Source organism: Arcobacter sp. s6 (assembly GCF_040884245.1).
Taxonomy (GTDB): Bacteria; Campylobacterota; Campylobacteria; order Campylobacterales; family Arcobacteraceae; genus Aliarcobacter.
This window is the reverse complement of record NZ_JBEVTN010000006.1, coordinates 114756-139750: the sequence shown is the minus strand read 5'-3', so window position 1 is coordinate 139750 and position 24995 is coordinate 114756. Positions and strand designations below refer to the sequence as shown.

The 24995-nt window shown below is 27.1% G+C and carries 24 protein-coding genes; 12 read left to right on the top strand and 12 right to left on the bottom strand.

The window, feature by feature from the left end; all coding sequences use genetic code 11:
* The first annotated feature begins 165 nt into the window (after window positions 1-165).
* The 10 genes from ABVS04_RS05135 (at window position 166) to ABVS04_RS05090 (ending at window position 9167) form a co-directional block, all read left to right on the top strand.
* Window positions 166-981, top strand: a complete 816-nt coding sequence (locus tag ABVS04_RS05135) for a transporter substrate-binding domain-containing protein (protein WP_368029597.1) — start codon at window positions 166-168, stop codon at window positions 979-981.
* A 135-nt stretch (window positions 982-1116) separates the two neighbouring features.
* Window positions 1117-1782 carry an amino acid ABC transporter permease gene (locus tag ABVS04_RS05130; RefSeq protein ID WP_368029596.1) on the top strand — a complete coding sequence of 222 codons (666 nt, stop codon included), beginning with the start codon at window positions 1117-1119 and terminating at the stop codon, window positions 1780-1782.
* Window positions 1783-1917: 135 nt separating this feature from the next.
* Window positions 1918-3363: a Fe-S cluster assembly protein SufB gene (gene sufB / locus ABVS04_RS05125; RefSeq protein ID WP_368029595.1), complete on the top strand. Its 1446-nt coding sequence runs from the start codon at window positions 1918-1920 to the stop codon at window positions 3361-3363.
* Between the two features lie 2 nt (window positions 3364-3365).
* Entirely contained in the window at window positions 3366-4133 is a 768-nt protein-coding gene (sufC, locus tag ABVS04_RS05120; RefSeq protein WP_368029594.1) for a Fe-S cluster assembly ATPase SufC, read from the top strand.
* Window positions 4120-5154, top strand: coding sequence for a SufD family Fe-S cluster assembly protein (locus tag ABVS04_RS05115; protein ID WP_368029593.1), 1035 nt, complete (start codon window positions 4120-4122; stop codon window positions 5152-5154). Before sufC ends, ABVS04_RS05115 begins: the two co-directional genes overlap by 14 nt.
* Window positions 5132-6331, top strand: coding sequence for an aminotransferase class V-fold PLP-dependent enzyme (locus ABVS04_RS05110; protein ID WP_368029592.1), 1200 nt, complete (start codon window positions 5132-5134; stop codon window positions 6329-6331). Before ABVS04_RS05115 ends, ABVS04_RS05110 begins: the two co-directional genes overlap by 23 nt.
* Before the next feature lie 2 nt (window positions 6332-6333).
* Window positions 6334-6744: a SufE family protein gene (locus tag ABVS04_RS05105; protein WP_368029591.1), complete on the top strand. Its 411-nt coding sequence runs from the start codon at window positions 6334-6336 to the stop codon at window positions 6742-6744.
* Window positions 6745-6754: 10 nt separating this feature from the next.
* Window positions 6755-7105 carry a metal-sulfur cluster assembly factor gene (locus tag ABVS04_RS05100; protein WP_368029590.1) on the top strand — a complete coding sequence of 117 codons (351 nt, stop codon included), beginning with the start codon at window positions 6755-6757 and terminating at the stop codon, window positions 7103-7105.
* A gap of 285 nt (window positions 7106-7390) precedes the next feature.
* Window positions 7391-8842, top strand: coding sequence for an acetyl/propionyl/methylcrotonyl-CoA carboxylase subunit alpha (locus tag ABVS04_RS05095; RefSeq protein WP_368029589.1), 1452 nt, complete (start codon window positions 7391-7393; stop codon window positions 8840-8842).
* A gap of 118 nt (window positions 8843-8960) precedes the next feature.
* The gene (locus ABVS04_RS05090; protein WP_368029588.1) at window positions 8961-9167 is read left to right on the top strand and encodes a hypothetical protein; all 207 of its coding nucleotides are present in this window, start codon (window positions 8961-8963) and stop codon (window positions 9165-9167) included.
* A gap of 8 nt (window positions 9168-9175) precedes the next feature.
* Here the strand turns inward: ABVS04_RS05090 and ABVS04_RS05085 are convergent, their stop codons facing one another.
* The 6 genes from ABVS04_RS05085 to ABVS04_RS05060 all read right to left on the bottom strand — a co-directional run bounded on the left by ABVS04_RS05085 (window position 9176) and on the right by ABVS04_RS05060 (window position 16475).
* Window positions 9176-10039 (bottom strand): DMT family transporter, encoded by an 864-nt coding sequence (locus ABVS04_RS05085; protein WP_368029587.1) that lies wholly within the window; start codon window positions 10037-10039, stop codon window positions 9176-9178.
* Window positions 10040-10156: 117 nt separating this feature from the next.
* Window positions 10157-13276: an efflux RND transporter permease subunit gene (locus ABVS04_RS05080; protein WP_368029586.1), complete on the bottom strand. Its 3120-nt coding sequence runs from the start codon at window positions 13274-13276 to the stop codon at window positions 10157-10159.
* Between the two features lie 11 nt (window positions 13277-13287).
* Complete coding sequence (locus tag ABVS04_RS05075; RefSeq protein WP_368029585.1) at window positions 13288-14412, bottom strand: efflux RND transporter periplasmic adaptor subunit; 1125 nt, start codon at window positions 14410-14412, stop codon at window positions 13288-13290.
* Window positions 14409-15638, bottom strand: a complete 1230-nt coding sequence (locus tag ABVS04_RS05070) for a TolC family protein (RefSeq protein WP_368029584.1) — start codon at window positions 15636-15638, stop codon at window positions 14409-14411. Before ABVS04_RS05070 ends, ABVS04_RS05075 begins: the two co-directional genes overlap by 4 nt.
* Before the next feature lie 10 nt (window positions 15639-15648).
* Window positions 15649-15876 (bottom strand): DUF2798 domain-containing protein, encoded by a 228-nt coding sequence (locus tag ABVS04_RS05065; protein ID WP_368029583.1) that lies wholly within the window; start codon window positions 15874-15876, stop codon window positions 15649-15651.
* The gene (locus ABVS04_RS05060; protein WP_368029582.1) at window positions 15873-16475 is read right to left on the bottom strand and encodes a TetR/AcrR family transcriptional regulator; all 603 of its coding nucleotides are present in this window, start codon (window positions 16473-16475) and stop codon (window positions 15873-15875) included. The genes ABVS04_RS05065 and ABVS04_RS05060 overlap by 4 nt, the downstream gene beginning before the upstream one ends.
* Before the next feature lie 220 nt (window positions 16476-16695).
* Here ABVS04_RS05060 and ABVS04_RS05055 point away from each other — a divergent pair, with 220 nt between their 5' ends.
* A complete protein-coding gene (locus tag ABVS04_RS05055; protein ID WP_368029581.1) occupies window positions 16696-17244 on the top strand; it encodes a YceI family protein in 549 nt (182 codons plus the stop codon).
* Between the two features lie 19 nt (window positions 17245-17263).
* Here ABVS04_RS05055 and ABVS04_RS05050 read toward each other — a convergent pair whose 3' ends face one another.
* Window positions 17264-18715 carry a YdiU family protein gene (locus ABVS04_RS05050; protein WP_368029580.1) on the bottom strand — a complete coding sequence of 484 codons (1452 nt, stop codon included), beginning with the start codon at window positions 18713-18715 and terminating at the stop codon, window positions 17264-17266.
* A gap of 159 nt (window positions 18716-18874) precedes the next feature.
* On the opposite strand from ABVS04_RS05050, the gene ABVS04_RS05045 reads away from it, so the two are divergent.
* Window positions 18875-20425, top strand: coding sequence for a methyl-accepting chemotaxis protein (locus ABVS04_RS05045; protein ID WP_368029579.1), 1551 nt, complete (start codon window positions 18875-18877; stop codon window positions 20423-20425).
* Between the two features lie 10 nt (window positions 20426-20435).
* Here the strand turns inward: ABVS04_RS05045 and ABVS04_RS05040 are convergent, their stop codons facing one another.
* The 5 genes from ABVS04_RS05040 to ABVS04_RS05020 all read right to left on the bottom strand — a co-directional run bounded on the left by ABVS04_RS05040 (window position 20436) and on the right by ABVS04_RS05020 (window position 24995).
* Window positions 20436-22895 carry a CHASE domain-containing protein gene (locus ABVS04_RS05040; protein WP_368029578.1) on the bottom strand — a complete coding sequence of 820 codons (2460 nt, stop codon included), beginning with the start codon at window positions 22893-22895 and terminating at the stop codon, window positions 20436-20438.
* A gap of 57 nt (window positions 22896-22952) precedes the next feature.
* Window positions 22953-23414 carry a low molecular weight protein-tyrosine-phosphatase gene (locus ABVS04_RS05035; RefSeq protein WP_368029577.1) on the bottom strand — a complete coding sequence of 154 codons (462 nt, stop codon included), beginning with the start codon at window positions 23412-23414 and terminating at the stop codon, window positions 22953-22955.
* A 1-nt stretch (window position 23415) separates the two neighbouring features.
* Window positions 23416-23610, bottom strand: coding sequence for a CPXCG motif-containing cysteine-rich protein (locus ABVS04_RS05030; RefSeq protein WP_368029576.1), 195 nt, complete (start codon window positions 23608-23610; stop codon window positions 23416-23418).
* A gap of 262 nt (window positions 23611-23872) precedes the next feature.
* Window positions 23873-24412, bottom strand: a complete 540-nt coding sequence (locus ABVS04_RS05025; protein ID WP_368029575.1) for a rhomboid family intramembrane serine protease — start codon at window positions 24410-24412, stop codon at window positions 23873-23875.
* A complete protein-coding gene (locus ABVS04_RS05020; protein WP_368029574.1) occupies window positions 24396-24995 on the bottom strand; it encodes a hypothetical protein in 600 nt (199 codons plus the stop codon). Before ABVS04_RS05020 ends, ABVS04_RS05025 begins: the two co-directional genes overlap by 17 nt.

Sequence of the window (24995 nt, the reverse complement as noted above, 5' to 3'; positions counted from 1 at the left end):
TAGTTTAAATAAGTAACAAAAATTTCTAAAGATTCCTATATTAGATTATTTTTATTAAATTCGCGAATCATTATATTGAAATTAAAATAAATAAAAAGAGTTATAAATAAAGTTTTGTTAAGTTTAGAATGAGATAATAATAAAAATATTTATAGAAGGTTTAAAATGAAAAAAATTATTTCAATTATAACACTTACTTTTTTATCATTGTTCTTTGTTGCCTGTGACAATAAATCACAAGTAAAAAGTGAAAAGAAAGAAGAAAAACAAGTATTAAAAGTTGGAATGGAATTAGCTTATCCTCCATTTGAAATGAGCGATAAAGATGGAAATCCACAAGGAGTTTCTGTAGATTTTGCTAAAAAGTTAGGTGAATACTTAGGAAGAGAAGTTGTTATTGAAAATACTGCATGGAGTGGATTAATTCCATCTCTTAAAACTGGAAAAATTGATTTAATTATCTCTTCAATGACAATTACAGATGAAAGAAAAAAATCTATTGATTTTTCAATTCCTTATGCACAAACAGCTTTAGCAATTCTTGCAAATAAAGAATCAAATGTAAATTCAATTGATGATTTAAATGTAGCAGGGAAAAAAATTGCTGTTAAAAAAGGTTCAACTGGACATATATATGCTACTGAAAATCTGAAAAATGCAGAAATTTTAGTTTTTGATAAAGAAAATGCTTGTGTTTTAGAAGTAGTTCAAGGAAAAGCTGATGGTTTTTTATATGATCAATTAACAATTTATAAAAACTATGCACAACATAAAGATACAACAGTTGCCTTACTTAAACCATTTCAAAAAGATTTTGAATATTGGGGAGTTGCACTTAGACAAAATGATCCATTAAAAGATAAAGTAAATGAATTTATAACAAAAGCAAAAGCAGATGGTACATTTGCAACATTTGCTTCAACTCATTTAAAAGATGCAAAAGCTACTTTTGATGAATTAAAAATTCCATTTTTCTTTTAGGATAAAATTATATTTAATTTAAAAAAATACTTCATTCAAGAATTAGATTTCAAAAGAATAAACCCTCTATCAAAAAGGGTTTATTTTTTTAATTTTCTATTAATCTCTATTTTAATCTCATCATCTATTTATTTTATGTTTTCAAGTATAACTTACAATTTTAATTGGGCTCATGTATACGAATATAAACAAAAATTTATAAATGGTTTTTTTATGACAATTGTCATATCTTTTTTTGCACTAATTTTAAGTTTTATTATTGGTTTATTTTTTGCTTATGCTCAAAATTCAAAATTAATTATATTAAGATTTTTTGCTAGATTTTATATAGAAATCATAAGAGGAACACCTTTACTCGTACAAATACTTATTTTCTTTTATGTATTTGCAAATAATATGGGTTTTGAAAATAGATATATAGTAGGAACAGTAATTTTAGCTATCTTTTCAGGGGCTTATGTTTGTGAAATAATAAGAGCAGCAATTCAATCTATTGAAAAAGAACAGTTCGAAACATCTTGGAGTTTGGGAATGACAAACTATCAAATGTATCGTTATATAATTTTTCCACAAGCTTTTAAAAGAATGCTTCCTGCACTTACAGGTCAATTTGCATCAATTATAAAAGACTCATCATTACTATCAATAATCGCTATTAGTGAATTCACAATGAATGCCCAAGAAGTTGATGCTATCACTTACTCTACACTTGAGAGTTATATTCCTCTTGCTATTGGATATTTAATCTTAACTTATCCAATTTCGTACTATACTAAGAATTTAGAAAACAAGATAAAATAATTAATAAAAGATAAATCTTTTTTAAATAGGATATATTTTATCCTATTTAAGTATTTATTAATAATTGTGGTGCTATATTTCAAATAGGACTAATATTATCCTATTTAAAAATTCAAATAAAATATTGGAGAAGTCATGAGCGAAAACAAACAAATACATGACGTAATAAACAAAGAGTACAAACTTGGATTTGAGACTTTAGTACAAAGTGATACTTTTGCAAAAGGTTTAAATGAAGATGTAATAAGAGCAATATCTGCAAAAAAAGATGAACCTTCGTGGCTATTAGATTTTAGACTTAAAGCCTATGCTAAATGGCTAAAAATGGAAGAGCCATCTTGGGCACATTTAAAATATCCAAAAATTGATTATCAAGATATTGCATACTATTCAGCACCTAAAAAAGCCTTAGATTCTTTAGATGAAGTGGATCCAGAAATATTAAAAACTTATGAAAAACTAGGTATTCCGCTTGAAGAACAAAAACAATTAGCAGGTGTTAAAACAGTTGCAGTTGATGCTGTATTTGATTCAGTTTCAGTAAAAACAACATATCAAGATGAACTTGAAAAATTAGGAATCATATTTTGTTCAATTAGCGAAGCTGCACATAAATATCCTGAACTTGTAAAAGAGTATTTAGCATCAGTTGTTCCTGTAGTTGATAACTATTTTGCCTGTTTAAATTCTGCTGTATTTACAGATGGAAGTTTTGTATATATTCCACCAAACACACGCTGTCCAATGGAATTATCAACATACTTTAGAATAAATGCCCTAGATACTGGACAATTTGAAAGAACTTTAATCATCTGTGATGAGAACTCTTATGTATCTTATAATGAAGGTTGTTCAGCTCCAACAAGAGATGAGCGACAACTTCACGCAGCAGTTGTTGAATTAGTTACATTAAAAAATGCGCAAATAAAATATTCAACTATTCAAAACTGGTTTCCAGGAGATGATAAAGGAAAAGGTGGAATTTTAAACTTCGTTACAAAAAGAGGTTTATGTAAAGGTGATAATTCAAAAATATCTTGGACTCAAGTTGAAACTGGATCTGCAATTACTTGGAAATATCCTTCATGTGTACTAGCAGGTGATAATAGCGTTGGAGAGTTTTACTCAGTTGCCATTGCTTCAAAGTCTCAACAAGCAGACACAGGAACAAAAATGGTGCATTTAGGAAAAAATACTAAATCAACTATTATTTCAAAAGGAATCTCTGCAATGCATGGAGTAAATGCATATAGAGGACTTGTAAGAGTTGGGAAAAATGCTCAAAATGCCAGAAATATTTCAGAGTGCGATTCACTTTTAATTGGTAATAAGTGTCATGCACATACTTATCCTTATCATGAAATAAGAAATAGTTCAGCAAATATCGAGCATGAAGCAACAACTTCAAAAATCTCTGAAGAGCAGTTATTTTATATATCTCAAAGAGGAATTAGTGAAGAAAATGCAATTGCCATGATTGTAAATGGTTTTTGTAAAGAGGTTTTAAAAGAGTTACCAATGGAGTTTGCAGCAGAAGCAAAAGAGTTATTAAGTATATCATTAGAAGGAAGTGTGGGTTAATTATGAAAAATACAGTATTAAAAATAGAAAATTTAGAAGTAAGCATAAATGAAAATAAGATTTTAAAAGGTTTAAATTTAGAGATTAAAGAGGGTGAAATTCACGCTTTAATGGGAACAAATGGAGCTGGAAAATCTACATTAGTAAAAACATTAAGTGCACACTATGACTGTGTTGTAACAAATGGAGTAATCACTTACAAAAAGAAAAATCTTCTTGATTTAGATGTAGCTGAACGTGCAAATGAAGGTATTTTTATGAGTTTCCAATCTCCTATTGAAGTTCCAGGAGTAAATAATAGCTATTTTCTAAAAACTGCAATGAATGAAAAAAGAAAATATGCAGGTCTTGAAGAAATAGATGCAATGGAGTTTTTAAAACAAGTAAAAGAAGAAACAGCAAAATTCAATATTGATAGAAAACTTCTACAAAGAGATTTAAATGATGGTTTTAGTGGTGGTGAGAAAAAAAGAAATGAGTTAATTCAACTTTTAATGCTACAACCTGATTTAATTTTATTAGATGAAATAGATTCAGGACTTGATGTTGATGCTATTAAAACTGTTGCAAATGTTATAAACTCTATGTTAGATGGTAAAAGATCAATTTTAATGATTACTCACTATGATAGACTTTTAGAGTTAATTAAACCTGATTTTGTACATATTTTAAATGATGGAAAAATTGCAAAAACAGGTGATTATAGCTTAGCCTTAGAATTAGATGAAAAAGGTTATGAAGCAATAGGAATAAGTGATGTTAATAAATGAGATAAAAGGTTTAACACTACCTAATAAAAAAGATGAAGAGTTTTTAAAGATAAATTTAGAACCTCTGTTTTCATATAATTTTAAAAATGTTCAAACCTATGAATTTGATATTATGGGATTAAAAACAGTAGATGATGAAAAATCTTATGAAAGTGTTTTATTTAATATTACAAAAAGTATTGATAAAACTCAAAAGATTATCACTATAAATAAAAATATTGCCGAGCCTATTTTTTTAATCCATAAAATAAAAGAGGATGAAACATTTTTTACTAACTCTTTGAAAATAGAAGTTGCAAAAGATATAAAAGCTCAAGTAGTTGAAGTGTTTGTTAGCTCTTCAAAAAATAGTGCATATAGTGTAAATAGAAGTTTTGAATTAGGGCAAAATTCATCTTTAGAGTATGTAAAAATTCAAGATTTTGATGTATCAAATTCATTTATTTTTAACTCTTATATTGAACAAAAAGAGAGTTCAACTCTTGATTTTACAAATTTTGAGTATGGAAATGGTTTTATTTTAAACAATTTTATCAACAATATTAATAGTGAAAACATAACTTATAATTTAAATGGTTTGGTAAAATTAAAAGATGATACAACCTGTTCAAATTTAATAAGAACTATTCATAATGCACAAAATTCAATTAGTGACATAAACTATAAACATAGTTTAAAAGATAGTTCAAAAGCTGTATTTAAAGCAAAATCACTTGTAAATGAAACAGCCTTGGGTACAAAAGCTTTTCAAAATACAAATACTATTTTATTAAGTGATGATGCTGTGATTTTTGCTCAACCTCATCTTGAAATTTATATAGATGAATTAGAAGCAAGTCATGGAGCAACAACAGGAACTTTAGATAAAGAACAACTTTTATATCTTCAAGCTAGAGGAATTCCAAAAGATTTAGCTTATGATATATTATTAAAAGCATTTGAAGAAAAAATAGCAAATAATATAAAAGATGAAATTATCAAAGAATTTATAGAAAACTATGAAAGAAGTAAATATGTTTAAAAAAGATTTTCCATATTTTCAAAACTCACAAATAGTTTATTTGGATAATGGAGCAACAACTCAAAAACCAAAAACAGTGATTGATTCTCAAGTTGAATATTATACTCAATATTGTTCAAACACTCACAGAAGTAATTTTGGTCATGCAAATAAAGCAACACAAGAGTTTGAGAAAACAAGAGTTTTATTAAAAGAGTTTATAAATGCCTCAAAAAAAGAGGAGATAATTTTCACAAAAGGTGTAACTGAATCTATAAATTTCATTGCAAGTTCATTTGCCGCACATTTTAAAACTGTAATTATCTCTTCACTTGAACATCATTCAAATATCGTGCCTTGGCATATGCAAGGACGAAGTTTAGGAAATGGTCTTGAAGTTGTAAATTGTAATGATAATTTAGATTTTGATATGGAGCATTTTGAAGCTTTATTAAAAGCAAATCCACATTCATTTGTAAGTATTACACATATTTCAAATGCCTTTGGAAAAATTCATGATATAGAAGCTATTACAAAACTAGCTCACTCCTATGGTGCTGTTGTATTAATAGACGGAGCTCAAAGTTTAGCTCACTTAAAAGTTGATATGCAGTATTTTAATTGTGATTTTTTTGCTATTTCAGGACATAAAACATTTGCACCAACAGGCGTTGGAGCTATTTGGGTAAAAGAAAAACACTTAAAAGAATTAAAACCTTATCAAACAGGAGGAGCAACTATACATGAAGTTGATTTTAATAGCTCAACATTACTTGATTCTCCATTTAAATTTGAAGCAGGAACTCAAAATATAGCAGGAGTAATTGGATTTGGAAAAGCATTAGAATATCTTGATAAAGTTGGATATGAAAATATTGAAGCAATTGAAACAAGTGTTTATAAATACTTAGATCAAGAGTTATCAAAACTTCCTAATATTATATTTTACAACGATATTAGTGATAGTATTGGAAGTAGAAGTTTTAACTTTGAAGGAATAGTTCACGATGATATTGGTATCTTAGTTGACAAAATGAAAATAGCTCTAAGAGTAGGACATCATTGCGCTCAACCTATAATGAAAAAACTAGGTGTAAAAGGAACAATAAGAGTATCAACAGCATTTTATAATAACTTTAAAGATGTAGATGCGTTAATACTTGCACTAAAAAAAGCTCTAAGTATGTTAAAGGATTAGAATTGAATATTATAGAAAAAAGAGTAAATAACATAAAAGAAGATTTAGAATTTTTTGAAGATGAATTACAAAAATATGAATATATTATAGATTTAGGTAAAAAACTAGAAGAATTTGATGAAAAAGATAAAATCTCAGAAAACATAGTTCATGGCTGTACATCACAAGTTTGGTTAACACATGAAGTAAAAGATGGGAAAATGTTTTTTCATGGAACAAGCGATGCAATAATAGTAAAAGGTTTAGTTTATATGATTTTACAAATATTCTCTGATAGTACTATTGAAGAGTTAAAAGAAATTGATATGGATATAGTTCATGAACTAAAACTAAGTGAAGTTATTACTCCAAATAGACAAAGTGGAGTAATTGGGATGATGAAAAAAATAAAAGAGTATGCACAAAACGCATAAAGGATAAAAAATGCAACCAACTTTTGATTTAAAAAATATAGAAGAAAAATTAATAGAAAATTTAAAAAAAGTATTCGATCCAGAAATACCAACAAATATTTATGACTTAGGATTGATTTACAATGTAGAGTTTGATATAAATAGCAACTACTTATATTGCACAATAACAATGACTCTTACAAGCCCAACATGCCCTGTTGCAGAAAGCTTATTAGAACAAGTGAAATATGTAGCACTAGCTGTTGATGAAATAGATGAAGCTTTTGTTAAACTAGTTTTTAGCCCACCATGGGATCCATCAATGATGAGTGAAGATGCAAGGGAAGTAATGGGAGCAAGTGGTGCAGCTATGGCTTTTTAAGCCATAGTTTTTAGATATAAAAAAACTGTCATTTTCTAACTTATATATCCTAAATAAAAATAAAGCTAATAAAAAATACAAAAGATTTTATGTAGCTATATTCTACCTATATTTCTTTTCTTAATAATTAATAATTTTTACTAATTACTTTCAACACAAATAATAGCAATAATAAATAATTTATTTAGCACTAATAAACTATTTATATAGCAATAAAAAAGAAGATTTAATTTATAAAAAAGTCTACAATTCTGAATATTTTTATTAAATCTAAAAGGCACATAAATGAAAAAGATTACAAAAGTACTTATTGCAAATCGTGGAGAAATCGCTCTTAGAATCATAAGAGCATGTAAAGAACTTGAGATAAATAGTGTTGCTATTTTCTCTGAAGTTGATGTTGAGGGTATTTGGGTTAGAAAAGCTGATGAGTGTTATCCAATCATGGGTGATCCTATCAAAGCCTATTTAGATTATAGCGTGATTATTTCAATCGCAAAAAAAGCTGGTTGTGATGCTATTCACCCAGGTTATGGATTTTTAAGTGAAAATGCTGATTTTGCACAAGCTTGTGGTGACAATGGAATTATTTTTATTGGACCAAAACCTGAGCACATAGAGTTATTTGGTGACAAAATGGCTTCTAAAGTAGCTATGAAAAAAGTTGGAGTTCCAGTTCTTGAAGGAACAGATGAACCTGTTGCTAATATCAAAGAAGGTGAAAAAATCGCTAGAGAGATTGGTTTCCCTGTTATCATCAAAGCTGCATTTGGTGGTGGAGGAAGAGGAATGAGAATTGTAAAACTTGAAAAAGATTTCAAAGATATGTATGAAAGTGCTACAAATGAATCTATGAAATATTTTGGAAGAGATGAAGTTTTTATTGAAAAATATGTTGAAAATCCAAGACATATAGAGATTCAAGTAATCGCTGATAAATATGGAAATGTTCTTCACTTAGGGGAAAGAGATTGTTCAATTCAAAGAAGACATCAAAAAGTTATTGAAATAGCACCAAGTCCAAGACTTAACCATGAAACAAGAAAAGAGCTTTACAGAATTGCAACTAAAGCTATGTTCAAATTAGGATATGAAAGTGTTGGAACTGTTGAGTTCTTAGTTGATGAGCAAAACAATATCTATTTTATTGAGATGAATACAAGAGTTCAAGTTGAACATCCTGTAACTGAAACTATAACAGGTGTTGATATTATTCAAAGAATGATTGAAATAGCAGAAGGCGATAAACTTCAATTCTTACAAGAAGAAGTACAATTTAGAGGTTATGCAATAGAGTTTAGAATAAACGCTGAAAATCCACAAAAAAACTTTATGCCAGGAACAGGAACCGTTAGCAAATACTTAACTCCAGGAGGTCCAGGAGTTAGAATAGATACAAGTATTTATTCAGGATATAAAGTACCTGCAAATTATGACTCTATGATTGGAAAATTAATTGTTTGGTCTTTAACATGGGAAGGTGCTGTTAAAAAAGCAAAAAGAGCATTAGATGAGTTTTATATAGAAGGTTTTCCTACAAATATTCCACTTCACAGAGAAATAGTAAGAGATTCTGATTTTATAGCAGGAACTTTTAATACTAGTTATTTAGATAAAAAAATGGATATATTCAAACTTCATAGTGAAGATAATATGAAAAAAGAAGAAGAGAAAATAGCTAATATTATGAAATTTATTGAAACTATTAATACTAATAAAATTAAAGTAAAACACTAATTAGTTTCCATGTAGAATTTATCTTATTTTCATATTTTAAAGTGTATCATTTATGATATACCAAATATGAAAATAAGTTGTGGTAAGATCATTTTACTAACAACAAAAAGTTTAACAAATGAAAAATAATGAAGAATCAAAATCAAAAGTCTTAATATATTTTTTAATGATTTCTATTATTGCAATTCTAGCAATAGTATATATCTTTTTTTCAGAAAGAAAAGGTTTTAATATATCATTATCACCTCAAGAAAAAAGCTCCCCAGCAACACCATCACAACTAAAATGGCATGATAGCTTTAAGGGAATTGATAATATGAAATAAGTAGGATTTCAAGCTACTTTTCTTGAAAAAATCGTAAGAATAATACCTAAAAATATAAGTACTGTTGATATCAAAAGAGTACTTGTTAAAATCTCATCTAAAAATATAACACTTATAAAAATAGCAATAAGTGGTATAAATAACTGAATAATTCCAGCTGTAATAAACTGCATTTTAGGTAAAGCTTCATACCATAAAACATAACCAATAGCTGAAGTTAAGCTTCCTGATATAAAAGCTAAAAGTAAACCTTTTTCATCAAAAAAAGTATTTTGGGGAGAAAATAAAATATAAAATATTACAACAAAAACTACTGCCTTTCTAAAATTATCCATTGTATTATATAAAGAGCTTGTCGATTTTTTCCCAAGAACTGTATAAATAGCCCAAGCTATTCCTGCAAGTATCATCAGAAAAGCATGATATAAAGATAATTCAAATGATTCAGCTGGATATAAAAGATAAATTAAACCAAATAAGGCAATAAACATTCCTAGCACTTTTTGTATATTAATTTTTTCCTTATGAAAAAGTGAAAAAACAACCATAACAATCTGCACTACAGCAAATAAAAGAAGAGTTCCCAGCCCTGCTTCCATATTTAAAAAAGAGTATGAAAAACTTATTGCATATAAAAAAAGCATAAAAGAACTAAGCCAGTTTGTTTTTAGATTTACTGATATATTTTTTGTTTTATAAGTATAAATTAATACAAGTGTAAGTGCACCAAAAAATAGTCTAAAAAAGGTAAAAGAAAATGCATCAATATGATTATTGCCTAAAGCTAGTTTTCCAAAAATAGAGTTAAACCCTAAAAAGAATAAAGATAAAAGTATTATAAAGATAAATTTGTAATCTACTGTAAATTTCATTTTGTACTATATCATAAAAATATCTTTTCTGATGCAGTATAAAGATTAAAAAATATTATTGAATAAGATACTAGAAAACTAGTATCTTTTCAATCGTTTTAGAGAAGACTTATTTTATTAAATCTCTTTTTTTGAAGAAAATTTTTGTTTTATTCTCATTACACCATAAAAGAATAATGGAATAAATAAAACTCCAATAATCATAGCAGCTGCCATACCACCAACAACTGTAGTACCAATGATATGTCTACTTGCGCTTCCAGCTCCACTACTTAATGCAAGTGGTAAAGTACCTGCAATAAATGCTAATGAAGTCATAATAATAGGTCTAAATCTTAATTTTGCTGCTTCAATAGTAGCTTCAAGAAGTGGCATTCCATCTCTTAATTTATCCATTGCAAACTCTACAATTAAAATTGCATTTTTAGCACTTAATCCAACAAGGGTAATAAGCCCAACTTGGAAATATATATCAGCTTCTAGACCTCTTAGATAAACTGATAATGCTGCCCCAAAAATTCCAAAAGGAATTGAGATAATAACAGATAAAGGAATACTCCAACTCTCATAAAGAGCAGCAAGAATTAAAAATACAAATATAGCTGCATAAACTGCTGTATAATTACCTTCAGAAGATAATTTTTTCTCTTGATATGTTGTTCCTGACCAAGCTATTGTATAACCTTCTGGTAATACAGATTTTGCAATTTCTTCAATTGCCGTTGTTGCATCACTTGAAGCAAATCCAGCACCTGGAGTTCCTGTAATTTGAGCAGAATTAAACATATTAAATCTTTGAATAACACTTGCTCCAACATCTCTTTTAACACTTACTAATTCACTAACAGGAACTAAATTTCCTAAATCAGATTTTACAAAGATATTTTTGAAATTATCTTTTGTAGATCTAAATTCAGATTCAGATTGAATATTTACATGGAAAGTTCTACCATAAAGATTAAAATCATTTATATAACCTTTTCCAAAACTATTTTGAATTACTGCATAAACAGAGCTTATATCAACACTCATTGATTTTGCTTTTTCTTTATTAACTGTTAGCATATATTTAGGAACATTAGCATTTAATGTTGTTCTAACAGCCATTAATCTTTTATCTTGTGCCGCTTTTGCAACGATTTCTTGTGTGTATGCACTTAAAGCTTGAATATCTCCACCTGTTCTATCTTGAATCCACATTTCAAATCCACCTGTTGTACTCATACCCATAATTGGGGGAGGATTAACAGGAATAACAAAGGCATCTTTATTTGTTGCCATAAATTGACCCATTAGTTTCCCTGCAATTACTTTAGAATTTTGTTCAGCAAGTGGTCTTTCATCCCAAGGTTTTAATAAAGCAAACATTAATGCAGCATCAGTTTTATAAGCAAATGTCGCAATATCTAAACCTGTAATTGCTCCAACTGATTTTACATTTGGATTCGCTAATAAATCTTTTCTAATTTCATCTGTTACCTTTAATGATTCACCTAAAGAAGTTGATGGCATCATATATGTTAACACCATTAATACACCTTTATCTTCAGTTGGAACTAAACCTGTTGGGGTTATTTTCATAATTGCATATGTAGAATAGATTACAATACCAAATATCGCAAGTGAAAAAAACCATAATCTAATAGTTTGTCTTGTAATCCCAATAAAAACAGTTGTAAGCCAGTCAAAAAATTGATTAAATTTTCTAATTGGCCAAATTGCTTCACTTTCATGTTCTTTTAAGAAGATAGCACAAAGAGCAGGTGTTAAAGTAAGTGCTACAAGTCCAGAAATAACAACAGCAATTACGATAGTAATAGCAAACTGTTTATACATAACTCCACTAAATCCACCTGTTAAAGCAGCGGGAACAAATACAGCTGAAAGTACAAGAATAATTGCAATAAGAGGCGTTGTTAATTCTTTCATAGCTTCAATTGTGGCATCTTTAACACTAATTTTCTTGGTTCTTAAAACCCTTTCAACATTTTCAATTACAATAATTGCATCATCAACAACCAAACCAATTGCCAAAATCATACCAAAAAGAGTAAGTAGATTTATAGAAAATCCTGCTGCATAAAGACCTGCAAATGTTCCAATAACAGAAACAGGAATAGCAAGAACTGGAATAATTGTTGCTCTAAAATTACCTAAGAAAAGATAGATAAGAATAATTACGAAAATAATCGCTTCAAAAAGTGTTTTTACAACCTCTTTAATTGATTCTTGTACAAATAGTGTTGCATCATATGGAACTCTATATTCGATATCTTCAGGAAAGTTTTTTGATACTTCTTTTAAAGTTGCATCAAGTGCTGCTGATACTTCAAGGGCATTTGCTCCTGGAGCTAAGAAAATACCAACTGGAATCATAGGCTCACTATTAAATTTACCAATAGTATTAAGTGAATCTGAACCTAATTTTACTTCAGCAACATCTTTTAATTTTAATGTTGATCCATCTTGATTCGAACGAACTATAATATTTTCAAATGCTTCTACATTTTTCAATCTTCCTTCTGTACTAATTGAATAAGTAAATGGTTGAATAACATTTAATGGTTCAGCACCTACTGATCCTGTTGAGTATTGATTATTTTGACTATTAACAACACTTGTAATATCTTCAGAAGTTAAATTATAAAATGCAAGCTTTTCAGGATTAATCCAAATTCTAATTGCATAATCTTTTGCTCCAAAAACTGTAGCATCACCAATACCTTTAATTCTTTTAATATCATCAAGAACATTTACTGTTAAATAATTTGAAATATATGTAGTATCATGAACAGCATTTTTAGATGTAAAAGCAATAACTTTTAACATATCAGGAGATTTTTCTTTTACAGAAATTCCCTGTCTTTGTACTTCTTCAGGTAAACTACTAAGTGCTAACTGAACTCTATTATTTACATCTACTTTTGCTTGTGCAACATCAGTTCCTACATTAAAAATAACACTTAAAGAAAGTATTCCAGAAGGAGAAGCTGTTGATGTCATATAAGTCATATTATCAACACCATTAATTGCATTTTCTAATGTAGTTGCAACAGTTGATGATAATGTTGTTGCATCAGCTCCTGGATAAGTTGCTACAACATTAATTTGAGGAGGTGTAACCGATGGATATTCTTTAATTGGTAATATATTTAAAGAAATAACTCCTGCTAATATGATTATAACAGAGACTACTGTTGCAAAAATAGGTCTATTAATAAAAAATTTTGAAAACATATCTATTTTCCTTATTTATTAATTGTTTTATCAATAGCAACAGCAGCACCTGGTTTGATTCTGAAGAAGTTATTTACTATTACTTTATCACCACTTTGTAAAGATCCACCTGTTACTATAAATTTATCACCACTTTCATTTCCAACCATAACTGGTTTTACTGTAGCAACTCCATCTTTTTCAACAAAAACAATTGTTCCTAAAGGATTTTGTAATAATGCTTTTTGAGGAATTGTAATAACATTTTTTTGTTCAATTCCATTTAATGTAACTCTTGCAAAACTTCCTGGCATTAATGAATAATCTTTATTATCAACAATAGCTTTCATTTTTACTGTTGATGTATTTTGATCAATATTTACATCAATAAAATCTACAAAACCTGTTTGTTTATTTGTTTTTCCATTTACATTAATTTCAACTTGAATTTTTCCATTTTCAGGCATTTTCCATAAACCATTTTTAATATTTTCATAATCACTTAAAGGCATAGAAAAATCTATATAAACTTTATCATTTTGTGAAATTGTTACAAGTTCCATCGGAGGAGTTGCAGTTACTAGGTTACCTAAATCAATAGTTTTAAGTCCTATAATTCCAGAAATAGGAGCTTTTACTTTTGTATAATCTAAATCAATTTTTGCTTGATCAAGTTGAGCTTTTGCCATAGCTAATGAAGCTAATGCATTTTGATAAGCTGATAATGTACTATCTCTTTGCTCAGTAGTTACTGCGTTAGTATTATATAATTTTTGAATTCTTTCCCAACTTCTTGTTGCATTATTTAAAGTTGCTTCACTCATTTTAACTGAAGCTTCTGCAGCTGCTAATTTTGCTTGATATAAATTATCTTCGATCTTAAATAATACATCACCTTTATTTACAACTTTGCCTTCTTCAAAATATTTTTCCTCTAATACACCAAGAATTCTTGAATAAACTTTTGCTTGTTTAAAAGAATTAATTTGTGCTGGATATTTTAAATTTATAGCTATATTTGTGGCTTCAGGTACGATATAAACATCTGCTTTAGTTGCTGGTTTTGCATCAGTTGCTGGTGCTTCTGCTGCATATATATTTGTTACTGCACTTGCTATTAAAGCTGTTTTTATTAATAATTTTTTTATATTTCTCATTTTACAAACTCCTCTAATTTTTCACCACTATAATAAATAATATTTGCTTTTTTTAACTCTAAGTCATTAATTGCAACTTTTAATGCGCTTTGAGCACTATATTTATCAGTTAATGCTGCTAAGTATGATACGTTATCAATTAATCCAGCTTCATATTTTGCTTTTATTGTTTTGTATGCACTATTTGCCGCATTTAAGCCAGCTTGTGCTGATTGTATTTTTAGTTTTCCAATTTCATAAGCTCTATTAGCTAATTTTAAATCTACACTTGCTTTGTTTTTTTCATATTCAAATTCAGATTTTAAAGCTAAATATTTTTTAAATGCAGCTTCATAAGCTTTATTTGTAGTATCAAAATCAAAGATATCCCAAGATAAATTTATAGAAGCAAGATTTTTATTATAATCATCAGTAGCATAACTTGAATTACTATATTCTAGTTCATTATGTGTGTATGTATTATTTAATGTAATTTTTGGCAATTTTCCACTTTTTGTTGCTTTTGCAGTTGATTTTAATGATTCTAATTGATATTCAATAGCTTTTAAATCGGCTCTTAATTTATTTTCTTTTGAATCATATTCACTAATTTCTGAACCACTTTCTATATTAACTGATTGTCCAATTACATATTCTAAATTATGATTTATCGTTTCGATATTTAATTCTATTTCATGTAATGCAACTTTTGCTGTTTGAATATTTGAGATAATCTTTTGAACCTCATCATCTGTTACAGTTCCTGCATCAAGAAATTTTTTAAGTCTTGAATATTGAGCTTCTAATTGTTCAATTTCTTGTAATTTAACTTCTTTTTGAGCTACATAAGATAAATAGTTATAGTAATAATTTGTAACTTGTATGGCAATTTGATTTTTTAGATTTTCTAAACTTTCACTACCGCTTTTAATAGATGATTCATAAGAATCATAAGTGTTACCTTTTTTCCCGCCATCATATAAAATATAATCCACACTTCCTTGAACACTTACAGCATTTTCTGGATAACCTGTTGCCTCATATGAATTATTACTATAGCCTGCTACAACATTAAATTTCGGCATATAAGAATTTTTTACACTCTCATAACTGTCTTTTGTACTATCTAAACTTATTTTAGATGAGTCAATCATTTTGTTGTTTTTAGATAATTCAATTAACTGTGTTAAATTTTCCCCAAAAAGAGTAAAAGGCACAATTAAAAGAAATGAAATATTTTTTAACATTTTTATATCCTTATATTTTTACTATTAATTTATAAACTATTTTATGCACAATTGGTGCAACGATTACAATAATGGGAAAAGCACAAACAAAAGCTATCCCCCACGCTTTAAACCAGTTTTTTACAAAACCATCCACAAAGCCTAAATTTATAAATGAAATTATGAAACTCATTATAAAGCTCATAAATAAAGCCATAAAAAAGGCAAATACTATTTTTTCATATTTTCTATTTATCATTTTTTAATCTCTATTAATTTAAAAATTGTATTTATAAATTTCTCAAAATCTTCATTTGCATCAAAATTATTTTGAGTCATTTTCCGCAAAGCCAAGCCTTTTTGATATGTTAGCATTCCATTTACTAAACCTAATGATTCAGCTTTTAACTCAGCTTCTTCTACACCATGTGCAAAAATTTTTAAAAGTTCACCTTCAAAAAATTCATTTTTCTTACAATTAAACTCTTTCATGGCAGTATTTTCTTCTGATAAAACAATAGATAAGAACTCTTTATATCCATTAAAATGTTTTTGATTTTCTCCATCATCATCTAAAACCATTCTAAAAAATAGTGTGATTTTTTCTTTTGTTGTTTTAACTTTTTGTATTTGTTCTAATAATTCTTTATTATGTTTTTCTATATGAATATTTATTATTTCAAAAATTATGTCTTCTTTACTTTCAAAATACTCATATATAGTTCCTTTTCCTATATTTGCTGTTTTTGCAACTTCTGCTACAGTAAGTTTTTTCATTCCTACTTCGTGAATCAAATCTGAACATTTAAGAGCTATTTCCCTTCTTTTATCATCTTTGTTTACTTTTCGAGGACTCATTATACTCCTTTACTAAAAATAATATTAATATCGTCATTTTGACCGACCGTCAGTCAATATTTGAGATTATATATCACTCTAACTTAATTAAGATTTAAATTGACCGTTAGTCAAAGATAATTTTACTCAGTTTATAAATATTATTTTTACTTATATCAAATATGAATTAAATAATTCCATAAGTGATTTGTGATAGAATAAGTAAAAAAAGGACTTTAGTATGAAAAAGATTTTATTTGTTTCATTTTTATCAATTACACTAGTATCAAGTTTATGTGCATATGAATTAAATGGAAACTTAAGCGTAAAATGGACTGGATTTAAAACAGAAAAGAAACTTCCTGTTTCTGGAACTTTTAATAATATTAAACTAGATATTAAATCATCAATTAATTTATCAGACTTTCTAAAAAGTTCAAATGTGATTATAAAAACAAATTCTCTTGAATCAAAAAATCCTGAAAGAAATAATAATATAGTTTCAACTTTATTTGCCCTTGCAAGTGCTGATATTATTGAGGGAAATATTTCAGATGTAAATGAAGAAGAGAAAAGTTTGATTTTAAATGTAACTATGAATGAAGTTACAAATCCTGTTAGAATGGATTATATAATTGAAAATGGGAATATTATAGCAAGTGGTGGAATTGATATTTTAGATTTTTCAATGCAAAAGTCCTATATGGCTTTTGAAAAAAAATGTGCAGACTTGCATGAAAATAAATCATTTTCAGATGTAGATATAGAGTTTGTCATCCCTTATAAATAAGATAAGCGAAAAGCTTATCTTATGAAGAGCAAGAAAGTTTGACATTTGCAAACTTCATAGGAGTTGGATTTGCATATCTTTCAAACTCACTATGCTCATCAAATGGGTTTTGAGCAATTTTTAATAAATCATTAACTATACAATAATCACCCTCATGTGCTTTTTCAATAGCTTCTTGAATAATGTAGTTTTTTAATATATATTTTGGATTTACTTTTTTCATAATTTTTCTTCTTGTTTCAAAGCTTGTACCTCTTTCTTCACAAACTTTTTTATATGATTCAAACCAATTTTTAAGAGGATCTTGAAAAACTGCAATATCTAAAATAGAAGATAAATCATCAAAAGATTTAAGATTTGTTAATCTATAGAAGAACACATTGTAATCCATTTTAGATGCTTCTAAGGCACCAAGTAATTCTAAAATTAATTGCAAGTTTGAATTTCCACTTTTACTAGCATCCAATCCCACTCTTTTATTCATTTTACTTAAGTAAACATTTTCATGTTGTGGTAAAAAAGTTTGAATATAAGACATTAGTTTCTTCTCATCACATATCTCTTTTAAAGCTTGGGCTAAAACCATTAGATTCCATCTTGCAACATATGGCTGATTATTATATGAATATCTTCCTTCTACATCTGTATGATTGCATATTGCATTTTTTTCAAAATAATCCATAAAAGCATAAGGACCATAATCAATAGTAAGTCCAGCCATTGAGAAGTTATCTGTGTTCATAACTCCATGCTGGAAACCATAAGTTTGCCAAAGAGCTAATAGTTCAGCTGTTTTATCAACAAGTGAATAAAACATTTTTTCATATTTATTTTCTTCATTTTCCAAGTGTGAATATGATTGTTTAATAACATAATCTGCTAGTTGAGAGATGGCTTGTTTGTTTTTTGTTCTTGCAAAAAATTCAAAAGTTCCAATTCTAATCCAAGATGGAGACATTCTCATAACTATAGAGCAAGACTCCTCTTCCCAATCCCTATGAGCAAAAGTATCTGAATCAATAATTGCTAAAGCTCTAGTAGTAGCAATTCCCAAGCCATGCATAGCTTCACTCATTAGATATTCTCTGATACTTGAACGTAAAACCGCCCTACCATCTCCACTTCTTGAATATTTTGTAAGTCCTGAACCTTTTGTTTGTAAATGCCAGTTATTTACACTTCCTAAATTTATAGCTCTTCCATCACCTAATTGTGGAACAAAATATCCAAACTGATGTCCAGCATAAACCATACTATAAGGTACACTTCCTTCTAAGGTAAGACTCCCATTTATAAAATCAACAAAATCTTTTCTTTCACATTCTAAATAATCTAATCCTATTAAATCACAAGCTTTTTTATTAAAAGATATTAATTTTGGATTTTTAAGTGGTGTAGGTTTTAACTTTTGGTAGAATTTTTCATCAAACTCAAAATAATCAACATCAAGTTTTAGTTCGTCTAATTTCATAATTTTCTCTTTAAATAATATTTATATATATGCAAGAAGCTTAGCAAAGAAGAACATAAAATAGGATAAAGTTTATCTTATTTAGAGGCATTATTATATGATTTTAATGAATTGATGATATAATAATTTACTAAAATAATATAAGAAAAGGTTATAAAAATGTCATTATTTTCATTTTCAAATAATAAAGAAGAAAAAGCACAATTAAATGCTATTGATGAACACTTTGCAGTTATTTCATTTTCACCTGATGGAATTATACTTGATGCAAATCATAATTTTTTAAATGCTCTTGGTTATAGTGAGAATGAAGTTTTAGGAAAACATCATAAAATGTTTTGTGATAATAAACTTGTAAATAGTAAAGAATACTCTGATTTTTGGGCTAATTTAAAAAAAGGAACTGTTCAAACTTCAGAATTTAAAAGAATAAGAAAAGATGGTAAATCTATTTTTATTCAAGCATCTTATACTCCAATAAAAGATAATTCAGGAAAAGTTTATAAAGTTATAAAATTTGCACAAGATGTAACCGCTAAAAAATTAGAAGATTTATATTACAAAGGTCAAATTCAGGCTATTGGAAAATCTCAAGCTATCATAGATTTTGATATGAATGGAATAATTTTAAATGCAAATGAAAACTTCTTAAACACTATTGGTTATTCTCTTGATGAAATAAAAGGAAAACACCATAGTATGTTTTGTGAAGAATCATATAAAAACTCAGATGAGTATAAAGATTTTTGGAAAAAATTAAATGATGGGAAATATGATGCTGGGCAATATCTTAGAATTGGAAAAAATAACAAACAAGTATGGATTAGAGCTACTTATAATCCAATTTTAGATATTGATAATAAACCTTTCAAAGTAGTAAAATATGCTACAGATATAACACTACGTAAAAATATGATGTTTAATATTCAAGATAACGTGCAGAAATTAAATAAATCATTAAATCATTTATCTAATGCTTCAAAATCAATGTCAAGTGATGCTGAAACAAATATGAATAGCTCTCAAGAAGTTAATATTTCAATAGAACAAATGAACCAAGCAATGAGTGAACTATCTGAAAAAATAGAAGCTATGCTTTCATCAATTACAACTATTGCAACAACAGCTGCAAATGGTGAAAGAATTGCATTAGGTGCAAAAGAACAATCAAAAAGTTCATCAAGTGCAATAATCAAACTAAATCAAGAGTCTTCAAAAATTGGAGAAACAATCAATCTTATTACTCAAATTGCATTTCAAACAAATATATTATCACTAAATGCAGCCGTTGAAGCAGCAACTGCTGGAGAAGCTGGACGTGGTTTTGCAGTTGTTGCAGCAGAAGTAAGAAATCTAGCAACTAGATCAAATGAAGCTGCAAAAGAGATTACAAGTGCTATTGAATCTATTCAATCATTAGTTAAAAATTCATTAGAATCAATAAATAGTGTAGATAGTACAATTGAGGAAATAAGCTCAATGTCTTCAAGTATTTCAAAATCAATAATAGAGCAAAAAACTATATCAAACCAATTAGCAAGTACAGCATTAGAAACAAGTCAAGGATTAAATGAAATATCAAACTCAATGGTAAATGTTTCTCAAAGTGCCCAAAATACAAGAAATGAAGCCATTGAAACGAAAAATGCTTCTGATGAATTAATCATGGTTTCAGCAGAACTTATTAACACATTAAAAGCACTCAATTAATGAGTGCTTTTTACTTTTCAAGTGGTATTATCAATCTAAACTCTGCTCCTAAATAATCCTTGTTTTCATAAGTAAATTGAACATTATTTACTTTTATTTCACCCTTCATATGTTTAGTTATAATTTCACTAACTATATATAATCCGATTCCAGTACCATTTTTATCATCTTTAGTTGTAAAATATGGCTCAAATATCTTATCTAAAATATCAGAAGGGATTCCTCCTGCACTATCTTTTATCAGAATTATTAGATTTTTATTATCCTCTGATATACTCACAGATAAAAAAATTAATCTTTGGGTATTAACATTTAATAAGGCATCTTTAGCATTATTTAAAATATTAATAAGTATTTGAATCAAATCATTTTCATAACTTGTAATATAAATATCATCAATATTCTTAATAATAGATATCTCTTTATTTTTAAATCCAGAAGAAATCAATTTCAAAGACTTACTTATTGATTCATTTATATTAAACGTTGTCTTTACTGTTTTTGGTTTAAAGAAATCTCTAAAATCATCAATTGTATGAGATAGATGTTTTGTTGCTTTTATTATTGAATCTAAAGCTTCAATTGAAAACTCTTTAGTTAACATATCCATTTCTAATTGTAATTTCATACCTGTAGAAGAAGTACTAATTAAGCTTAGAGGCTGTTTCCATTGATGAGCAATTATTGCAATCATTTCTCCCATTGCTGCCAATTTTGATTGCTGAATAAGTAAATTTTCTTTCATTTTTGTATCTGTTATATCAAGCATTGAAGCTAATAGATATTCTATTTCATTATTTCGTTTATAAGCACTTAATGTTAAAATTGTTTCTACAATATCTCCATCTTTTTTTATAAATTTTTTTTCAATTTGATAATTATCTATTTTACCACTAAGTACATCATTAAATAAATCTAAATCTTTTTCTAAATCTTCATCATAACTTATTTTGTCCCAAGTAGTGTTAAATAACTCTTCTTTACTATAACCTAAAATTTTTAGAATTTTATTATTAACTTGTAACCAAGCTTTTTGAGGTGTTGTTATAGCTAAACCAATATTACTAAAGTTAAAAAGATTTTCAAATTTTTCTTGAGCTTCAATAATTTGGCTTATATCAATTGCAATTCCTGAGATAGTAGCTTTACCCTCTATATCTATAATATTTTCATAAACTTCAAGCCAAATTAAAGTACCATCTTTTTTACTACTACTTGTAATATAGTGTAAGCTTTTTTCATCTATAGAAAACTCATTTTTATTTTTTAAAATATCAGAAGGTTTAATAGTACTTATTATTTCATTTTCTGAATAATCAAATATTTCACAAAAATGATTATTTGCAAATATAAATTTATTTTCTTGATATAAATAAATTCCTGTTAATGATTGATCTACTAAAGTTTTATATTTTTTCTTACTTAATAATAAATCCTTATTGACTTTTTCTAGTTCTTTACTTTTAATTTGAAGTAATTTTTTACTTCTAATCATAAATAAAATAATTAATAATAAAACAAAATATAGAGATATACCAAAAAAAGTTAAAAATAAAGGCTTTGAATAATTGAAGTTGTTTTCAAACTCTTTTGTTGAATAAAAAGAAATATACCATATCTTATCATTTACTTTTATTTCTTTATTAGTAAAAAATTTAGCTTCAAATTGAGTTTCATTGAATGATTTATATAATAAATTTTCTTCTTTTTGTTCTTTATTATCAAATATCTCAAAATCTAAAATTGATTGATCTAATACAATGTTTTGCATTAAATCATTCATTCTAAATACACCACTAACAAATCCAATAATTGAATTTCTTCTATCTTCAATTGTGTTTTTTTGATTATTTTTATATACAGGCACATACATAAGTATTCCTGCTTGAATGTTATCGTCAATTTCTTGACGTAAAACAACTTTATCACTTAATGAAGCTAATCCAGTATCTCTTGCTGAATCTAAAACTTCTTTACGTGTAGTTTCAGAATAAAGATTATAACCAATAGCCTTATTATTTCTATCATTTTTAGGTTCAATATATTTAACCGGTACATATAAATTACTTTTTTTACTTGGAAACATTTCAAAAGAAGGATTGTTAATTTGCATTTCTTTAATAAAAGAAGCTATGTTTTCAGCACTAATAACAGGAGAATATCCTAATGCTTGAAAACCTGGATAATTTTTTTCTAAATCTAAAGAACTTATAAAATCATGCCAAACTTTACTTGTCATATTTTCATTTGTATTAATTAATGCAGCACCACTTATCAAAGCATACTTATAATGTGAAATCCTTTGATTTAGATTATCAATATTCTCACTAACTCTATATTCAAAAGTTTTTTGTAATAAATTATTGTAATATTGTAAAGAAAAAAACCAAATAAAAGACGAAATAAGAATAGAAATAATAATAATTAATATTGAAGCTATTTTATAAATAAAATATTTTTTATTTAACATAAAGCTCCTTTTTCACTATTTTTATAATTATACTTCTAATTCATTTATTATTTATAATTATACATTATATTTAAGCTTTTCATCTATTAAATTTCTAACACAAATATCAATCATTTCAAAAACTTTATCAAATCCTTCAAAACCATCAAAAAAATAAGGGTCAGGAACATCAGCTCCATCAAATCCAAAATCACCTAATTTTAGTGGATTTTTACATCCTAGATTTTTTAAATTTGAAATATTACTATCATCAAGTCCTATAACTAAATCGAATGTTTTAAAATGATTTTTCTTCACTTGTTGTGCTTGTTGTTTTGAAATATCTATTCCATTTTGATATGCAACTTTTATTGAATTTTCACAAGGGGCATCACCTATATGCCAAGAACCTGTTCCTGCACTTTGGATTTCAATATTAATATTCTTCTTTTTTATATATTGCTTTGCAATCCCTTCGGCAAGTGGTGATCTGCAAATATTTCCTAAACATACGAATAAAATTGACTTTATTTCTTGCATATTAAAATTCATTCCCTTCTATTTTATTATATGAATAAGTCTTTATTTCACCATCTTCAACGATGTATGAAACTTCTATAGGCCTACAGCATACTTCACAATCTTCCACAACTTCAGTTGGCTCATAAACTCCTGTATCTAAAGGAATTGATATCGCTTGTAAACAATATGGGCATTGAATATATATTTCTTCCATTTTTATTTCCTTTTTTTATTTAAACTTATCTTATCATTTTTGATTGTTTAAAAGCCTAAAATATGATACTATTTCAAGAAATTCCAAAAGGATAAATCATAGCTACTTGTAAAAATTGTAAAAATGAAATTGAAGCAAAAAAAAGACAATGCCCATACTGTGGAATTTTAAATCCAACAGTAAGCCTAAAAGATGTTTTTATAGGAATGGCTATTGTTATATTTGTTATGAGTATTGTTACTTATTTTGTAAATAACTAGTTTTATCTTCTAATAATTGCATATAAAAAGCCAATACCTAGACCAATAAAGTGAGCATACCAAGCGATTGGAAGTCCTATTATTAAAGGTGCTACTGAGATTAGTAAAACCCAAGTTATGATTCCGCTTCTTTGGGCTTTATCATAGTAAGCAACATATCCTAGAAGTGCACAAATAGCTCCTGATGCACCTACTAGATTTACACTATTATCTAAATAAAATATATAAGCAAAAGATAAAAGTGATGTGATAATTCCTGTAATTAAATAAAGGAAAATAATCTCTTTTTTTCCTCTTCCTCTTTCAATTAGATTTCCAAATTGCCAAAGTACAAACATATTCATACCCAAGTGAGCAATTCCCCCATGTGCAAACATAGATGAAAGTGGCTGCCACCAAAAATCATATATTAAAAAATATAAATTTAAACCAAATAATAAGCCACCTTGAGGTATATTTATTTGAATAATATACATAATTACAGTAATAACTATAAGTATATTTGTTGCTGTGAAATCTTTTCTACTAAAGTTTTTTAACATTGTTTCTATACGCCTTTATTGTACAATCTATTCTTTTCTCAATTTCATTTTTATCATATAAATTAAAATCTATATAAAATTTAAAAATATCTTTTTGTTCTGCTTTAAAAGTAGTAAGAATACTCCCTGAACAAAACTTACAATCTTTTTGTTTTTTATTTGGATCTTTTTTATCATTTTCTATTATTTCATAATCAATTTGTAAAAACTTATTTATATTATTTTTTTCTTCTTTTTCTATTGCTTTAATATAAAAATTATCTACTTCAAATAAAGAGATAAAATCTTCTATAATAGAATCTGAATGTGTTGATTTTTTATATTGTCCATTTAATCTGTAAAAACCTCTATCTAAAGCTTTTTGGGATTCATTTAAGAGTTTTTGATTATATATTTTTGAAGTTGAGAATACTTCTTTTTCGCATGAAAGAGGAATTACTTTTTCTTTTAAATCATCGTTTTTATAATCATCGTTTGAAATATATTTTGAATATAAAACAATGGTTATTGCAATAATCACGATAGAGGCTAATGTAAAAAAATTATTTACAATTATACTCTCTTGTCGTGAACTTTTTTTCAT

Excerpts from the sequence above, each read along its gene's own strand:
- ABVS04_RS05135 (WP_368029597.1), top strand. The coding sequence starts at position 166 with ATGAAAAAAATTATTTCAATTATAACACTTACTTTTTTATCATTGTTC.
- ABVS04_RS05130 (WP_368029596.1), top strand. The coding sequence starts at position 1,117 with ATGTTTTCAAGTATAACTTACAATTTTAATTGGGCTCATGTATACGAA.
- sufB (WP_368029595.1), top strand. The coding sequence starts at position 1,918 with ATGAGCGAAAACAAACAAATACATGACGTAATAAACAAAGAGTACAAA.
- sufC (WP_368029594.1), top strand. The coding sequence starts at position 3,366 with ATGAAAAATACAGTATTAAAAATAGAAAATTTAGAAGTAAGCATAAAT.
- ABVS04_RS05115 (WP_368029593.1), top strand. The coding sequence starts at position 4,120 with ATGTTAATAAATGAGATAAAAGGTTTAACACTACCTAATAAAAAAGAT.
- ABVS04_RS05110 (WP_368029592.1), top strand. The coding sequence starts at position 5,132 with ATGAAAGAAGTAAATATGTTTAAAAAAGATTTTCCATATTTTCAAAAC.
- ABVS04_RS05100 (WP_368029590.1), top strand. The coding sequence starts at position 6,755 with ATGCAACCAACTTTTGATTTAAAAAATATAGAAGAAAAATTAATAGAA.
- ABVS04_RS05095 (WP_368029589.1), top strand. The coding sequence starts at position 7,391 with ATGAAAAAGATTACAAAAGTACTTATTGCAAATCGTGGAGAAATCGCT.
- ABVS04_RS05090 (WP_368029588.1), top strand. The coding sequence starts at position 8,961 with ATGAAAAATAATGAAGAATCAAAATCAAAAGTCTTAATATATTTTTTA.
- ABVS04_RS05085 (WP_368029587.1), bottom strand. The coding sequence starts at position 10,039 with ATGAAATTTACAGTAGATTACAAATTTATCTTTATAATACTTTTATCT.
- ABVS04_RS05080 (WP_368029586.1), bottom strand. The coding sequence starts at position 13,276 with ATGTTTTCAAAATTTTTTATTAATAGACCTATTTTTGCAACAGTAGTC.
- ABVS04_RS05075 (WP_368029585.1), bottom strand. The coding sequence starts at position 14,412 with ATGAGAAATATAAAAAAATTATTAATAAAAACAGCTTTAATAGCAAGT.
- ABVS04_RS05070 (WP_368029584.1), bottom strand. The coding sequence starts at position 15,638 with ATGTTAAAAAATATTTCATTTCTTTTAATTGTGCCTTTTACTCTTTTT.
- ABVS04_RS05065 (WP_368029583.1), bottom strand. The coding sequence starts at position 15,876 with ATGATAAATAGAAAATATGAAAAAATAGTATTTGCCTTTTTTATGGCT.
- ABVS04_RS05060 (WP_368029582.1), bottom strand. The coding sequence starts at position 16,475 with ATGAGTCCTCGAAAAGTAAACAAAGATGATAAAAGAAGGGAAATAGCT.
- ABVS04_RS05055 (WP_368029581.1), top strand. The coding sequence starts at position 16,696 with ATGAAAAAGATTTTATTTGTTTCATTTTTATCAATTACACTAGTATCA.
- ABVS04_RS05050 (WP_368029580.1), bottom strand. The coding sequence starts at position 18,715 with ATGAAATTAGACGAACTAAAACTTGATGTTGATTATTTTGAGTTTGAT.
- ABVS04_RS05045 (WP_368029579.1), top strand. The coding sequence starts at position 18,875 with ATGTCATTATTTTCATTTTCAAATAATAAAGAAGAAAAAGCACAATTA.
- ABVS04_RS05040 (WP_368029578.1), bottom strand. The coding sequence starts at position 22,895 with ATGTTAAATAAAAAATATTTTATTTATAAAATAGCTTCAATATTAATT.
- ABVS04_RS05035 (WP_368029577.1), bottom strand. The coding sequence starts at position 23,414 with ATGCAAGAAATAAAGTCAATTTTATTCGTATGTTTAGGAAATATTTGC.
- ABVS04_RS05030 (WP_368029576.1), bottom strand. The coding sequence starts at position 23,610 with ATGGAAGAAATATATATTCAATGCCCATATTGTTTACAAGCGATATCA.
- ABVS04_RS05025 (WP_368029575.1), bottom strand. The coding sequence starts at position 24,412 with ATGTTAAAAAACTTTAGTAGAAAAGATTTCACAGCAACAAATATACTT.
- ABVS04_RS05020 (WP_368029574.1), bottom strand. The coding sequence starts at position 24,995 with ATGAAAAAAAGTTCACGACAAGAGAGTATAATTGTAAATAATTTTTTT.